General features: G+C 59.4%; 12 protein-coding genes. 8 read left to right on the top strand and 4 right to left on the bottom strand.

All coding sequences use genetic code 11. The features are described from left to right. The first annotated feature begins 40 nt into the window (after positions 1-40). Positions 41-970 carry a DMT family transporter gene (locus B3R00_RS14120; protein WP_286999545.1) on the top strand — a complete coding sequence of 310 codons (930 nt, stop codon included), beginning with the start codon at positions 41-43 and terminating at the stop codon, positions 968-970. Positions 971-1003: 33 nt separating this feature from the next. Here the strand turns inward: B3R00_RS14120 and mrdA are convergent, their stop codons facing one another. From mrdA to B3R00_RS14100, 4 genes are all read right to left on the bottom strand, one after another. Beyond that, on the bottom strand, positions 1004-3070 hold the full coding sequence (gene mrdA / locus B3R00_RS14115; RefSeq protein WP_286999544.1) for a penicillin-binding protein 2: 2067 nt from the start codon (positions 3068-3070) through the stop codon (positions 1004-1006). A 51-nt stretch (positions 3071-3121) separates the two neighbouring features. Next, positions 3122-3640: a rod shape-determining protein MreD gene (gene mreD, locus B3R00_RS14110; protein ID WP_174862178.1), complete on the bottom strand. Its 519-nt coding sequence runs from the start codon at positions 3638-3640 to the stop codon at positions 3122-3124. Next, positions 3637-4632, bottom strand: a complete 996-nt coding sequence (mreC, locus tag B3R00_RS14105; protein WP_286999543.1) for a rod shape-determining protein MreC — start codon at positions 4630-4632, stop codon at positions 3637-3639. Before mreC ends, mreD begins: the two co-directional genes overlap by 4 nt. A gap of 151 nt (positions 4633-4783) precedes the next feature. After that, positions 4784-5827 carry a rod shape-determining protein gene (locus tag B3R00_RS14100; protein WP_219163491.1) on the bottom strand — a complete coding sequence of 348 codons (1044 nt, stop codon included), beginning with the start codon at positions 5825-5827 and terminating at the stop codon, positions 4784-4786. Between the two features lie 223 nt (positions 5828-6050). Here B3R00_RS14100 and gatC point away from each other — a divergent pair, with 223 nt between their 5' ends. From gatC to B3R00_RS14065, 7 genes are all read left to right on the top strand, one after another. Continuing rightward, complete coding sequence (gene gatC, locus B3R00_RS14095; RefSeq protein ID WP_219163490.1) at positions 6051-6350, top strand: Asp-tRNA(Asn)/Glu-tRNA(Gln) amidotransferase subunit GatC; 300 nt, start codon at positions 6051-6053, stop codon at positions 6348-6350. 20 nt (positions 6351-6370) lie between these two features. After that, entirely contained in the window at positions 6371-7861 is a 1491-nt protein-coding gene (gene gatA, locus B3R00_RS14090) for an Asp-tRNA(Asn)/Glu-tRNA(Gln) amidotransferase subunit GatA (protein ID WP_286999542.1), read from the top strand. 150 nt (positions 7862-8011) lie between these two features. Continuing rightward, positions 8012-9457: an Asp-tRNA(Asn)/Glu-tRNA(Gln) amidotransferase subunit GatB gene (gene gatB, locus B3R00_RS14085; protein WP_286999541.1), complete on the top strand. Its 1446-nt coding sequence runs from the start codon at positions 8012-8014 to the stop codon at positions 9455-9457. Between the two features lie 491 nt (positions 9458-9948). Then, on the top strand, positions 9949-11004 hold the full coding sequence (locus B3R00_RS14080; RefSeq protein WP_286999539.1) for a hypothetical protein: 1056 nt from the start codon (positions 9949-9951) through the stop codon (positions 11002-11004). 882 nt (positions 11005-11886) lie between these two features. Beyond that, a complete protein-coding gene (locus B3R00_RS14075; protein ID WP_219163486.1) occupies positions 11887-12744 on the top strand; it encodes a putative phage abortive infection protein in 858 nt (285 codons plus the stop codon). A gap of 324 nt (positions 12745-13068) precedes the next feature. Continuing rightward, positions 13069-13932 carry a pyridoxal kinase PdxY gene (gene pdxY, locus B3R00_RS14070; protein ID WP_286999538.1) on the top strand — a complete coding sequence of 288 codons (864 nt, stop codon included), beginning with the start codon at positions 13069-13071 and terminating at the stop codon, positions 13930-13932. Positions 13933-14025: 93 nt separating this feature from the next. Beyond that, positions 14026-14562, top strand: coding sequence for a GNAT family N-acetyltransferase (locus B3R00_RS14065; RefSeq protein ID WP_286999536.1), 537 nt, complete (start codon positions 14026-14028; stop codon positions 14560-14562). Positions 14563-14898: the final 336 nt, after the last annotated feature.

Here is a 14898-nt window from a genome sequence, read left to right as displayed (position 1 = left end):
CAGCGCTGGCAGCTCCCTTTTTTACGTCTGTTATTGGCACATGCGTACCGAACGTTGGGGCCTTGCCGCCCTGCTCACCGTCACCGTGGTCTGGGGCACCACCTTTCCTGCGATGAAGCAGCTCACCGCCGACCTGAGCGCGTTGCAGATCATCTGGCTGCGCTTTGGCATGGCGGCCGTGGTGCTGCTGCCGCTGTGGCGGGGCCTGCGCCGCGCAGAGCTGCGCTGGGGGCTGGGCCTGGGCGTGTTGAACTTTGTCGCTTTCTGGCTGCAAATTGAAGGTCTGCAGCACACCACCAGCAACCGCAACGCGTTTGTGACGGGGCTGAATGTGCTGATCGTGCCGCTGCTGGCCTGGCTGCTGCTGCGCCGCCGCACGGGCTGGCACATCTGGGCAGCCTGCGCACTGGCCGTGACCGGCATGTGCCTGATGTTTTTTGAAGACGCGCCGTGGAACTGGGGCGACACGCTGACGCTGTGCAGCGCCGTGGTCTACGCCCTCTACATTTTGGCCATGGAAGCAGCCGCACTGCGCAACCAGGCCGCACCCTTGCGGGCGCCGCGCATGGCCGCTGCGCTGGCCGGGTCGATGTGGGCCTGCACCACGCTGATGCTGCTGGTGCAGCCGCAAGGCATGGCGCAGCTGTATGCCCAGGCCACCGCGCTGCCTGGCAGCGGCTGGGTGGCGATCGTGTATCTGGGTTTGATGGCCAGCGCCCTGGTCGTCGTCTTGCAGGCGTGGGGCCAACAACATGTGGACGCCATGCGCAGCGCGATTGTGTTTGGGCTGGAGCCGGTCTTTGCTGCCCTCACCGCGTGGTGGCTGATTGGTGAACGCATGGGCCTGGTCGCCCTGTGCGGTGCCGCGTTGATGGTGACAGCCCTGATTTTCAGCCAGTACGCGCCGCCGCCACCTCGCCCTGCGCGCCAGCGCGGCGGGCCAGCCCGGGTGAACGCGCCCAGCACTTAGCAGCGCTGAGAGCGCCACCGCCCGCGCAGCGCCTTAATCCTCAACTTCCGGCTCGGCCCCCGCAGGAGCGGCCAGCTCCGACACCCGCGGCGCGGCCACATCGCCACCGCTGAGGTTCTCCAGCACGCGGGCAGCGCCCACACCGGGCAGGGCCATGCGCTCGTACCGGGCCATCATGGCTTGGCCGCTGCGTGGCGTACCGATAGGGCGCCCCACCTGCCCCTTGCGCACTGCCGCCATATCTTCTTCGCTGGGGTACTGATCCAGCAGCCAGTAATCAAACACCCGGCGCGCGATGGGGGCCGCAGCGGCAGCGCCAAAACCGGCGTTTTCCACAATCAGTGCGACGGCAATCTTGGGGTTTTCGGCCGGGGCATAGGCGATGTACAGCGAGTGATCGCGCTGGTGTTCGGCCAGCTTGGCGGCGTTGTACTTTTCTTTCTGGCCGACCGTGACCGCCTGGGCCGTGCCGGTTTTACCCGCCGAGGTGTAGGGTGCACCACCGAACACAAAGCGCGACGTGCCCTCCACCGTGACCGCCGCCAGCGCGCTGCGCACGGCTTCCACGTGCTCAGGCTTGTAGCCCATGGAGGTGCCTTCTTCGCGGTACAGCGGCTTGAACTGGCGGCTTACGGCATCGACCGTGCCCTTGCCCAGATGCGGGGTATGCTGAATGCCGTGGTTGGCCAGCATGGACGTGGCATACGCCAGCTGCACCATGGTGAAGTGGTTGTAGCCCTGGCCAATGCCCAGCGAGATGGTTTCGCCCGCATACCACTTCTTTTGCTCAGGCCGTTTGTAGGTGTTGCGCTTCCACTCGGTGCTGGGCAGCACGCCGCGGCCCTCGCCCACCAAATCAATCCCGGTCTGGCGGCCAAAGCCCATGGGCGACAGATACTCGTGGATGGTGTCCACCCCCATGTCATTGGCCAGCATGTAGTAATACACATTGGACGACTTGATGATGGAGCGGCGCAGATTGGTCGGGCCGTTGGGGTGGCCCGAGCGGAAGGTATGGCCTCCAAACGTCCAGCTGCCGCTGTCCTGGATGGTGGTTTCAATCTTGCGCTTGCCCGACTCCAGCCCCGCAATCGCCATGAAAGGCTTGTAGGTAGAGCCCGGTGGGTAGGTGCCGCGCAGCGCACGGTTGAGCAAGGGGCGGTCGATGGAGTTGTTGAGAAAATCCCAGTTTTCTTGGTCAATGCCGTCGACAAACAAATTCAGGTCATAGCCGGGCTTGCTCACCATGGCCAGCACTTCGCCGTTGCGCGGGTCCATGGCCACCAGCGCGCCGCGGCGCTCGCCGTACAGGTCTTCCACCAGCTTTTGCAGCCCCACATCCAGGCTCAGCACCACGGTGTCCCCGGGCGTGGCGGGGCGGCTGTTGAGGCGGCGCACCGCATAGCCACCGGCCGTGGTTTCCAGCTGCTCCCAGCCCGTGGTGCCGTGCAGCTGTTTTTCGTAGCTTTGCTCAATGCCCAACTTGCCAATCACCTCGGTGCCCCGGTAGTTGGCATAGTCATCGCTGTCTTCCAGCGCCTCTTGTTCGCGCTGGTTGATGCGGCCGATATAGCCCACCACATGACCCGCCACATCTTCCAGCGGGTAATTGCGGAAAAAGCGGGCCTTGATATCCACCCCAGGAAAGCGCCAGCGCTGCGCGGTAAAGCGCGCCACTTCCTCATCGCTCAAGCGGCTGCGCAAAGGAATCGATTCAAAGCGCTTGGAGTCGTCCATCAGCCGCTTGAACTTGCGGCGGTCGCGAGGGGTGATTTCGACCAGTTGCGACAGCTCCTCGATGGTGGCTTCCAGATCCTGCACCTTGGAGCGCGTAATCTCCAGCGTGTAGGCGGAGTAGTTGGTGGCCAGCACAATGCCGTTGCGATCCAGAATCTGCCCCCGATTGGGCACGATGGGCACCACCGCCGTGCGATTGCTCTCGGCGCGCTCGGCAAAACTGTCGTGGCGTACCACTTGCAGCACAAACAAGCGGTAGAGCAGCACGACAAACATGAGCAGCACCACCAAGGCCACCACGGCAATGCGCACACGAAATTTGTAAAGCTCCGCTTCGCTGTTACGGACTTCGAAGCCGCTCATGCCAGCTCCTTCCAATCAGGGGCACACCGCTGACAACGCATCGCGCCCGCCTTACAAAGGACGGTTGCTGTCAGCATCGGGCGCACGGCGCTGGGGCGCCAGCAAGATCGCACTCACGAGGGGCCACAGCACCATCTCCAGCACTGGAGCCAGCGCAATGCTGAATCCGGGGAACATACCGCCGGCCAGCATGCGAATGAGCATTTGCAGCACATGGGCCGCAGCAAACACGGGCAGCAGCTGCAGCGCCTGCGTCAGCGGTGAAAACCACATCATGCGGCGGCTAAAGCGTTGCGAGAAATAAACCACCAACACATAAGTGAGCGCATGCTGACCCAACAGAGCAGTCTGCTGCACATCCACCCCCAGCCCCAGCAAAAACGCCACACTCATCGGCATGCGATGGGGATGGTGCATGGCCCAGAACATCAGCACCAGCATCAGCAAATCGGGCATCCACACAAAGCCCCCTAACGGCAGCAGGCTGAGCAAAAACACCAGCGCCACGCTGAAGGCAATAAAAGCCGGGCGCACCGGCATCAGCAGTTGCTGACCACGCGGCATGATCATCGTTGACCTCCTGCACCAGGCAAATTGGCCTTGCCCAAGGCACGGCGCTGGGCGGACTTGTCTTCGCGCTGCTGCTTGGTTTCGGCCTCAGAAGGCGCAATGGGCGCCGCATCGGGCGAATGCTGGGCCTTCACCATGTTCAGCGGCGTCAGCACCATCACATGGCGGGCGCCATCCAGGCGTGCAATCGGTTCACAGTAAATCCGCATGAAAGGCGACTGTGCCCGGCGCTCCACCTGCACCACCCGTGCAACCGGCAGCCCCGCAAGGTACACCCCGTCCACACCGCTGGTGACCAACTCATCCCCCACCAGAATGTCGGCATCGTTGGACAAAAAGCGTAGCTCCATGCTGTCGGTGCGCAAATTGGAGGCATCGCCATATGCCACGCTGCGCACGCCGGTGCGCGCCACCATCACGGGGATGGCCTGGTCGCGGTCAGACAGCAAGGTCACTTCGCTGGAAAATGGCTGCACCCGGGTCACTTGGCCCAGCACCCCCAAATCATCCAGCACAGGGCTGCCCGCCTCAATCCCGGCAACCTGTCCTTTGTCCAGCACCACGCGGCGGGTGTAGCTATCGGGGGTTTCGTACATCACCTCCGCCGCCACCGTATCCACCGTCAAGCGCGGGCGCAACTGCAGCAAGTCGCGCAGTTGCTGGTTTTCTTCGTGCAAACGCTCGGCCTCGTGGGCTTTGAGCATCATGGCAGTCATTGCCTGGCGAGACGCTACCGCTTCGTTTTGCGCTTGTGCCAGGTCTTCAAAATACGACTGGCCGCTGGCGAGCCACTCCACCGGCTGCATCACCGCCCACTGCAGCGGGAACAGCACCGCTGAGACGGCTTGGCGCAAGGGCTCGGTAATCTTCAAACGCGCATCAGCCAGCATCAGCACCAGGGCCACGGCACTGAACACCAGCACCCGGGTGCCGGCAGACACACTGTGTTTGAACGAGGAGGGCGCGTCGCGCTCTAAGGTTCTCAAGCTCATGGTGCGCACCTGTGCGTGTGCGTTGCAGCACCGACGGCCACGCCGCGCGGCCCGTCAGAGATCCGAGCTTTCACAGAGAACATGGGGAAACCATTCCATCCAAAAGCTTGCCGCGTGCAATCAGGCACCCGGCGGCAAGCTGTGCACCGCATCAGTCGCTGGTAAAGATGCTGCCTTGACGATCCAAGCTGTCCAGCGCCATGCCACAACCGCGCACCACGCAGGTCAGCGGCTCTTCGGCGACCAGCACGGGCAGGCCGGTTTCCTCAGCCAGCAGGCGGTCCAGATCACGCAGCAGCGCGCCGCCGCCAGTCAGCATCATGCCGCGCTCGGCAATGTCAGCGCCCAGCTCGGGGGGCGTCTGCTCCAGTGCGTTCTTCACAGCCGACACGATCTGGTTCAGCGGCTCGGTCAGGGCTTCCAGCACTTCGTTGGAGCTGATGGTGAAGCTGCGGGGCACGCCTTCGGACAGGTTGCGACCCTTGACTTCCAGTTCCTTGACTTCGGAGCCGGGGAAGGCAGAGCCAATTTGCTTTTTGATCAGCTCTGCCGTGGGTTCACCAATCAGCATGCCGTAGTTGCGGCGGATGTAGCTGATGATGGCTTCGTCGAACTTGTCGCCGCCCACGCGCACCGAGCCTTTGTAGACCATGCCGCCCAGCGAGATCACGCCCACTTCGGTGGTACCGCCGCCAATGTCGACCACCATCGAGCCGGAAGCTTCCGACACGGGCAGGCCAGCACCGATACCGGCGGCCATGGGCTCTTCAATCAGGTACACGGCCGTGGCGCCCGCCGCTTCTGCTGCGTCCTTGATAGCGCGGCGTTCCACCTGGGTCGAGCCGCAGGGCACGCAGATGATGATGCGCGGGCTGGGCGTCATCACATTGCGGGGGTGCACCATCTTGATGAACTGCTTGATCATCTGCTCGGTGATCACAAAGTCCGCAATCACGCCATCCTTCATGGGGCGGATGGCTTCAATATTGCCGGGCACCTTGCCCAGCATGGCCTTGGCTTCGCGGCCCACGGCCTGAATCACCTTTTTGCCGTGGGGGCCACCTTCGTGGCGGATCGCGACCACCGAGGGCTCGTCCAGCACGATGCCCTTGTCACGGGCGAAAATCAGGGTATTGGCTGTACCCAGGTCAATGGCCAAATCGGTGGAGAAGTACCGACGGAAAGCACCGAACATTCAAATTTCCTCTCAGGCACAGCACGCGCTTCGGCTTGCTATCGCCAGGGTATAGATCAACAGGAATCAGGGGGGAGTCAAGTTTAGGCTTTTCTGCACAATCGCAGCCATCCAAAGATGGCAATTGCGCAAAGACCAGATAATACCGTATCCCCTGTGAATAACTCATGGCGGCGCACGCCGTCTGACAGCTTTACATCCGGTTTCGAACCGCAGAAAACCTATGGCACTCACCTCGAACGACATTGACCGCATCGCCAACTTGGCGCGGCTCGAACTCTCCCCAGAAGAAAGTGCGCGCATGCTCTCGCAACTCAACGGCTTTTTCGGCATGGTCGAAAAGATGCAGGCTGTGGATACCTCGGGCGTGCTGCCGCTGGCCCACCCTGTAGCCGCCATCCAAGACGTGGTGCTGCGCCTGCGTGACGACGTGGCCAGCGAGCCCAACCAGCGCGAAGCCAATATGCGCAACGCACCCGCCCAGGGCGAGGGTCTGTTTCTCGTGCCCAAGGTCATCGAATAAGCGCAAGGCAAAAAAATTTCATGAGCACTACCGATCTGCACCACCTGGGCGTGGCCGAACTGGCCGCCCAGCTCAAGAACAAGCAAGTCTCCTCCGTGGAAGCGGCCCAGCACTTTCTGGCCCGCGCCCATCAGCACCAGCACCTGGGCGCGTTTGTGGCCATCAACGAAGACGCCACCCTGGCCCAGGCCAAGGCGGCCGATGCGCTGATTGCCGCAGGCCAAGGCGGCCGACTGGCCGGTGTGCCGATGGCGCACAAAGACATCTTTGTCACCAAGGACTTCCCCACTACCGCCGCCAGCAAAATGCTGCAGGGCTACCAGTCGCCGTTTGACGCCACCGTGGTGCGCAAGCTGGCCGACGCAGGCATGGTCACGCTGGGCAAGCTCAACTGCGACGAATTCGCCATGGGCGGCGCCAACGAAAACTCTGCCATTGCCCCCGTAGGCTTTGCTGAGCCCCAGCCCGTGCGCAACCCCTGGAACCCCGAGCGCGTGCCCGGTGGCTCCTCCGGCGGTTCAGCCGCCGCCGTGGCCGCGCGTCTGGCTCCTGCGGTCACCGGTACCGACACCGGCGGCTCGATTCGCCAGCCCGCCTCGTTCTGCGGCATTACCGGCATCAAGCCCACCTATGGCCGCGCCAGCCGCTACGGCATGATCGCGTTTGCCTCGTCCCTCGACCAAGCAGGCCCCATGGGCCGCAGCGCCGAAGACTGCGCGCTGCTGCTGTCCGAAATGTGCGGCCCCGATCTGGACCGCGACTCCACCAGCCTGGACCACCCTGCCGAAGACTTCACGCTGCAGTTGAACGACAGCATCGAAGGCCTGCGCATTGGCGTGCCTGCCGAGTTCTTTGGTGAAGGCCTGTCTGCCGACGTGCGCACTGCCGTCGATGCGGCGCTCAAGGAATACGAAAAGCTGGGCGCCAAACTGGTGCCCATCAGCCTGCCCCGCACCGAGCTGTCGGTGCCTGTGTACTACATCTTGGCACCGGCCGAAGCGTCGTCCAACCTGTCGCGCTTTGACGGTGTGAAGTTCGGCCACCGCGCCAAGCACTTTGCCGACCTGAACGACATGTACAAGAAGACCCGCGCCGAAGGCTTTGGCGATGAGGTCAAGCGCCGCATCATGATCGGCGCCTATGTGCTGTCCGAAGGCTACTACGACGCTTACTACCTGCAAGCGCAAAAGATCCGCCGCATGATTGCCGACGACTTCCAAGCCGCGTTCAAGGAATGCGACGTGATCGCCGGTGCCGCAGCGCCGACCACTGCGTGGGCGATTGGTGGCAAGGCCGACCCCGTCAGCAACTACCTGGCCGACGTGTTCACCCTGCCCGCATCGCTGGCCGGTCTGCCCGGTTTGAGCCTGCCAGCCGGCTTTGGCGACGGTGGCATGCCCGTGGGCCTGCAGCTGATTGGCAACTACTTTGCCGAAGGCAAGTTGCTCAACGCTGCGCACCGCTTCCAGCAAGCCACGGACTTCCACCTGCAGCGCCCCGCAGGTATCTAAATGGAACACCCCCTGAGTCGCTTCGCGCCTTCCCCCTCAAGGGGGACGACAGCCTCGCTGCGGGGCGGCCCTTGCTCGCTGCCCCTGGATCGAGCCGCGCCAGTTACATGCGCAGCGCCATGGATACAGCCCACTTTTTGAAGCAAGAACATGACAGTGAAACTCATCAATGGCTACGAAGTCGTCATCGGCTTTGAAACCCACGCCCAACTGGCGACCCAATCGAAGATCTTCAGCCGCGCCAGCACCGCCTTTGGTGCCGAGCCCAACACGCAGGCCTGCGCCGTGGACCTGGCCCTGCCCGGCACCCTGCCGGTGATGAACAAAAAGGCTGTGGAATGCGCTATTAAATTGGGACTGGCCCTCGGCTCCCACATTGCGCCGCGCAGCATTTTTGCGCGCAAGAACTACTTCTACCCCGACCTGCCCAAGGGCTACCAAATCTCCCAGTTCGAGATTCCCGTGGTGCAAGGCGGTGAGGTCAGCTTTTACGTCGGCGACAAGCTGCACACCGTGCGCCTGGTGCGCGCGCACCTGGAAGAAGACGCGGGCAAGTCCGTGCACGACCAGTTCCCTACCGAGTCCGGCATTGACCTGAACCGCGCGGGCACGCCCCTGCTGGAAATCGTGACCGAACCCGATATCCGCAGCACCGAAGAAGCCGTGGCCTACGCAAAAGAGCTGCACAAGATCGTCACCTGGATTGGCATTTGCGACGGCAACATGCAGGAAGGCAGCTTCCGCTGCGACGCCAACGTCTCCGTGCGCAAACCCGGAGCACCGCTGGGCACCCGCCGCGAGATCAAGAACTTGAACTCGTTCAAGAACATGCAAATCGCCATCGACTACGAGATCCGTTGGCAGATCGAGCAGATCGAGGACGGCTACAGCATCCAGCAAGCCACCGTGCTGTTTAACCCCGACACGGGTGAGACACGCGCCATGCGCACCAAGGAAGACGCAGCCGACTACCGCTACTTCCCCGATCCTGACCTGCCGCCGCTGGTGGTTGCCGATAGCTGGGTGCAAGAAGTCAAAGCAACCATGCCCGAGCTGCCCCGCGCCATGGCCGCCCGCTTTGTCGAAAGCTATGGCCTGCCCGAGTACGACGCTACCACGCTGACCCAGTCGCAAGACATGGCGGCCTACTTTGAGCGCACCGCCAAGGCCTGTGGCCAAGCCAAGCTGGCGTCCAACTGGGTGATGGGCGAAATCTCGCGCCGCCTGAACACCGAAGAAATCGGCATGGACGCGGTGAAGGTGTCCAGCGAACAGCTGGCCGCACTGATTGGCCGCATTGCCGACAGCACTATCAGCAACAACGCCGCCAAGCAGGTGTTTGAAGCGCTGTGGACCGGTGAAGGCTCCGACGTGGATGCCGTGATTGAAGCCAAGGGCCTCAAGCAAATGAACGACACCGGCGCGCTGGAAGCCATCATTGACGAGGTGATTGCCGCCAACCCCGGCAACGTCGAGCAATACCGTGCGGGCAAGGACAAGGCGTTCAATGCGCTGGTGGGGCAGGTGATGAAGGCCTCGAAGGGGAAGGCCAATCCGGGGCAGGTGAATGAGCTGCTCAAGGCCAAGTTGGCGTAAGTCAGCTCTCTTTTCGCCTTGCGAATGAAAGCCTCCTTCGGGAGGCTTTTTATTTTTTTGATAGCTGCTTGCGCTTGGTTTTATTGGGCTAGGGGCTGATTTTGTGCTTATTGTTTGTTTGGCTTTTGCTGGCCGCTTATCGCGCGGCATGCGACTTCCTTTTCTTGCTTTCCCAAGAAAAGGAAGCAAAAGAAGGGAACCCTCTACCCGCGTCCCTTTGGGCTTTGCTGCGCAAATCCCAAGCGGGCAACCTCTGTGCTCGCTCACAGGGTGGGGCCGCAGAACTCGCTACGCGCTTACAGCGCTTCGCTCAAACAACTGCGACCAGCTAGATGACGATGCAGTTGCATCCTTCGGTGCAACTGCCCACCCTGCGCTCTGCGCGCCTCGGCACGGGGAGAAGGATCGAACAAGCGATGAACTGATTGCGCAACACATCTTGCGTTAATCATGGCCGAGATAGTAAAACACGTCTTAATGAGGAGTTTTTGATGAACAGATCAATTAATAGAATTAACAAAATAATTAATATTATTTTTAACATAACAGTAAAAATATATGAAAGCGATGTTCATAGCAATGATGAAACACACGCTTCGATTTCAGGATTGATCAGTAAAATTGAAGCATTCAAAAATAAGAATTTTTCTAGTAGATATTATCAATCCTTGGCCGCCAATAAAATTGCAGAAGATACAAAACATCTTTACTTGGTACTGCATCGAAGTAACATACAGACTAAATATTCTCTAGCATTAAGAAAGTATTCTAAAATACTTCATGACATCACCCTTCTATTCATAGATTCCGAAGATACAGCGAATGAATTTTTCTCCACAGAAAAAGAAAATATTCTTTCCTTAGAAAAGGAATATTCAATAATAAAGAAACTAATAAGCGATCAGGCAGCTGAATTAAATCAACTACAGAAACAACATGAATCTCAAAGAGACGCTTTAGAAGAAAAAATAAAATTTCTTGATGATCTAAAAAATAAAACAGAAGACAATTTAAAAGCAAAAATAATTTATCTTGACGAAAAATTATTAGATCTTAACAACCGACTAAGTGACGGAGCTTCTAAGCTTCTTGCTGCTGATTATTCAAGTGCTGCTAGAAATGAAAAACAATCCGCAGACATTCTAAGATATATCACAGGCTTTATAATTACAGTAATAATTATTACATCTATTGCCTTTTCAGCGAGCACCATAAATTCAGATGATATTAAAGTCTCATCGATAATTACAAAGATTGCAATTATTTTAGCTTTATCTGTTGCTGCAGCTTACACATCTCGCGAATCGTCAAAACACAGAAATCAACAATACTTCTTCCATGAAAGGGCGTTAGGCTTATCGACGATAAATATGTATTTATCTGGCATCGACAAAACTAAACAAGATCAAGTTAAATCAGACCTTTCAAAACACTTTTTCTCTCGCTCAGATAACTTAAAGAATATAGATTCATATCCTATAGATATAAACAACACCATCAGCAAAATCATAGATAAAATACCAGAATCAAGCAATAAAAACTCATAGTCTTATAAAATAATTTCATTTGAATTTTTTTAAGAATTTTCTGATCCGTAAAACGATAGCGACACATTTGGCTAATAACCCCTACTACCTGCGCCGAGGCGCACAGCCTGTGGGGTTGCGTGTGTGTCGAAGAACACACACGCAACGTAATCTGACTCGCCGCAGCTGTTTGAACGCAGCGGCGAGCACCGCAGGTTGCCCGCTTGGGTTTGGCGCAGCCAAGCCCAAAGGGACGCAGGTAGCAGGGTCGTCTTTCTTTTGGTTTCTTTTCTTTGACGAAGTAAAGAAAAGAAACTCGCCCCGGTGCGATAAGCCGGTTCTGCCCTCAACGCCTGCGCAGCATCAAGCTCGTAAAGACGTTTTCAATAAAAGTAGCTGAAAGCGCAAGCTATACAAGGGCTAGATCCCTATTTGGCTTCGACCCGCAAGCCACAGCAAAACCCTTTTCAAGCCCACAGCGCCACGTATCGCCCACTCCCTTCTGCCGCCGCCTCCCGCGCACAGCCCCAGACGGAAACAGCCAGACGCGCTGTTTGAGCGTGCAGTACGCACGCGAGTTTGCGGCTGGCCCGTCTGGGGCGCGCACGGGAGGTGGCCCGGAGCAGAGCGGAGGGTCGGGGGCAGCAGGGTGCTCTTTCCTTTGCTTACTTTCCTTTGAGCAAGCAAAGGAAAGTAAGTCGCCGCCGCGCGATAAGCTGCTTCAGAAAACAAAGCACGCGCAGCATCAAAACGAAAAAACCTTTTCAACAACCATAGCTACCCACGCTTACCGTATAAGCCCTACACCCTCATTTCATCAAAAAAACTGCCACCTCACGCACTTCTCCTATAGTCACGCCACGGGCGCACCCGTACAACCGCACAGCAGGAGGGCTGCCCACCATGACGGACAAAGCGTGGCAAAAAATTCATGTAATGGAGATGATCGCCGTGTGCGTGCTGCTGGGCACGGCGTGGATGTATCTGAAGGCGTATTGGGACTTTGAGCACAACTACCAGACGTGGCTGGCAAACCCGAATGGCGAGGGCATGAGCCGCGCTGAGGCGCTGGGGCTGTCGGGCGACTTTCTGGGGGGCGTGCTCAATCCGATTTTGAGTTTTTTCTCGCTGCTGGCCTTGCTGTTCACCCTGCGCCTGCAGCGGCGCGAGTTGACCGCCACGATGGAGGAGCTGAAAAAATCAACCGTGGCCGCCGAATCGAATGTGCGCCTGTTTACCGAGCAGATTGCGGCGCAGCGGCTGGATGCGTTTGAGAACACGTTTTTCTCGCTGCTCAAGCTGTTTAACAACACGTTCGAGAAGATCAACGAGCACCACGAGGCCGAAGCGGGGCAGCCCGCAGGCACCAGTTTGCAGCGGCTGATGCTGCATGCGCGCAGCCAGCCAACGCTGGAGGCAGCGCGCGCGGAGTTGATGGCCGACCACAGCGAGATTGACCACTTCATCTCCATCCTGTTTGAGATGCTGCGGTTTATTGAGCAAAAGTTTCCGGACACCGCCCATGGCGACCCCATGTTCTACGCCAACATTCTCAAAGCCATCATCAACCAGGATGCGTTTGAGGCGGTGGCGATGTACGCGGCCACGCGCAACCCGCAAAGCCCGTACATGGAGTTCAAGCAGCTGATTGAAAAGTATGAGCTGCTGCAGGAGCTGGATTTGCGCCCCGCGCAGCGCCAGAAGTTCATGGCGGGCTATGCGCAGTACTTTCCGCAGCTGCAGCCCCCTGCGCCGCTCTAAAGCCCCAGGCGGCGCGGCACGCTGCAAAGATCTTTTCAAGAATGAGAGCTGCCAGCGCTTGTTGCATGCGCGCTAGCGGTCTATGGGGCTACCAAGCTACGCTGTGTGCAAGGTGCTTTTCTACCGCCTGTAGCGCGCGGGTCCTGCATAAGGCGGGCGCTTTTGAGCGTGTGGCTCGCACGCAAACCCCGCCCGGGGTGTGCAGAACGTAGCGCCGCTTTGATCCTATGCCAGGGCAACCGGGCACTGGCAGCGCTACCATCGCCAGCATTGCCATTGCATTTGATTGCCCCGGCAGCGTTGCTGCTGCCGCCGCCCCGCGTTATGAACATTCTCTCGATCCAGTCCCATGTCTCTTATGGCCACGTTGGCAATTCCGCCGCAGTGTTTCCGCTGCAGCGCCTGGGGCATGAGGTGTGGCCGGTGTACACCGTCAACTTCTCCAACCACACGGGCTACGGCCAATGGGGCGGCTCACCCATTCCCGCCAGCGAGGTCGGCGCCATCGTGCATGCGATGGAGCAACGCGGCGCACTGGCCAAGGTGGATGTGGTGCTCAGCGGCTACCAGGGCGGAGCCGACATTGCCGACGCCATTTTGGCCACCGTGGCACGCGTCAAAGCGCTCAACCCGCGGGCCACCTACACCTGCGATCCGGTGATGGGCAACGCCAAATCGGGCTGTTTTGTGAACCCTGCCATTCCCGTGCTGTTGCGCGAGCGCGTAGTGCCCCAGGCCGATTTGGTGACCCCGAACCAGTTTGAGCTGGGCTACCTGGCAGGCATGCCGGTGCACACACTGGTCGACACACTGAAAGCGGTGGATGCCTTGATGGCCCTGGGCCCGCGCGCCGTGCTGGTCACCAGCGTGCACTGCCCCGATGCGGCGCCGGGCACCATCTCCATGCTGGCAGCCGATGCCACGGGCGCATGGCTGGTAACCACGCCGCACCTGCCGTTCAAGGCCAATGGCTCGGGCGATGTCACCGCGGCACTGTTTACCGCCCACTACAGCCAGCACTTTGGCCAAAGCGGCTCGGCCCAGCGGGCGCTGGAGCGCACCACGGCCAGCATGTTTGAGCTGCTGCAGCACACCCACCAAAGCGGCGAGCGTGAATTGCAACTGGTGCAGGCGCAAGACAGCTATGTGGCCCCGCGCGCCCACTTTGCTGCTGTGCCCATCCGTTAAGCGCCACCGTTTTCGCCATGCTGGGGCCACTGCCCCTTGCCCAATCGACGCGGGCGCAGCCACAATCCGTGAGCACCATCCCAAGGAGGCCGCATGGAACTCACCCTGCTGCGCGAGCAAGATGCCACTACGCTGTGGGCTTTTGAAAACCAGCACCGTCTGTACTTTGAAAACTGGATCAATCCCCGGGCCGACAGCTTCTACACCCCCGAGGGGTTTGACCAGGCGCTGCAGACTGCGCTGCGCCAGCAAGCCGCTGACCAGGCCTTTCACTACCTGATCTGGCTGGGTGGCGAGCTGGTGGGCCGCATCAACCTGACCCAGGTGCGCCGCGACCACTTTCACAGCGCCTCGCTGGGCTACCGCATCGCGCCCTCGCACAGCGGCCAGGGCCTGGCATCAGAGGCGGTGAAGCTGGTGATGCAAAAAGCTTTTCAGGTTCACCACCTGCAACGCCTGGAAGCCACGGCGCGCCCTGAAAACCCCGCCTCCATCCGCGTGCTGCTGAAAAACGGTTTTCAGCAGTTTGGGCACTCGCGCTGCAGCTTGCAATTGCACCGCCAGTGGTTTGACTTGCTGTACTTTGAAGCGCATGCGCCGGGGTTTCAAAGACCCGGTGCGGTGCTGTAGCAGCCCTGTTCAAAGCCGATCCCACAGCCCAGCGAAGCGGTACGACGAAGGCGGTGCGTGCAGCCGCAGGCAGTACGAATGCACGAATGCACGAATGCATGGATGGATGCATGGATGCGCGGCACCGTGAAACCGCGCTGTGTTGGGGAGAGTTAGGCGAGCCATCAACGCTAAAAAGATAGCTCCTCACGCTGGATACACAACCGCTAGAGGCCATTTTTATGGAAAAAGCCTTGTGGCATTCACCCACAAGGCTTTTGCGCGGCGGTATGTGCGCTGCGGGCAGACGCGCAGTCTTGCCTTCAAGGCTAACGCTTAAAAGGTTTCCCAATCGTC

It is taken from the genome of Comamonas sp. UBA7840 (genome assembly GCF_002501455.1).
Lineage (GTDB): Bacteria > Pseudomonadota > Gammaproteobacteria > Burkholderiales > Burkholderiaceae_C > Comamonas > Comamonas jiangduensis.
The sequence above is the reverse complement of the archived record's forward strand: the minus strand, read 5'-3'. Positions and strand labels throughout refer to the sequence as shown.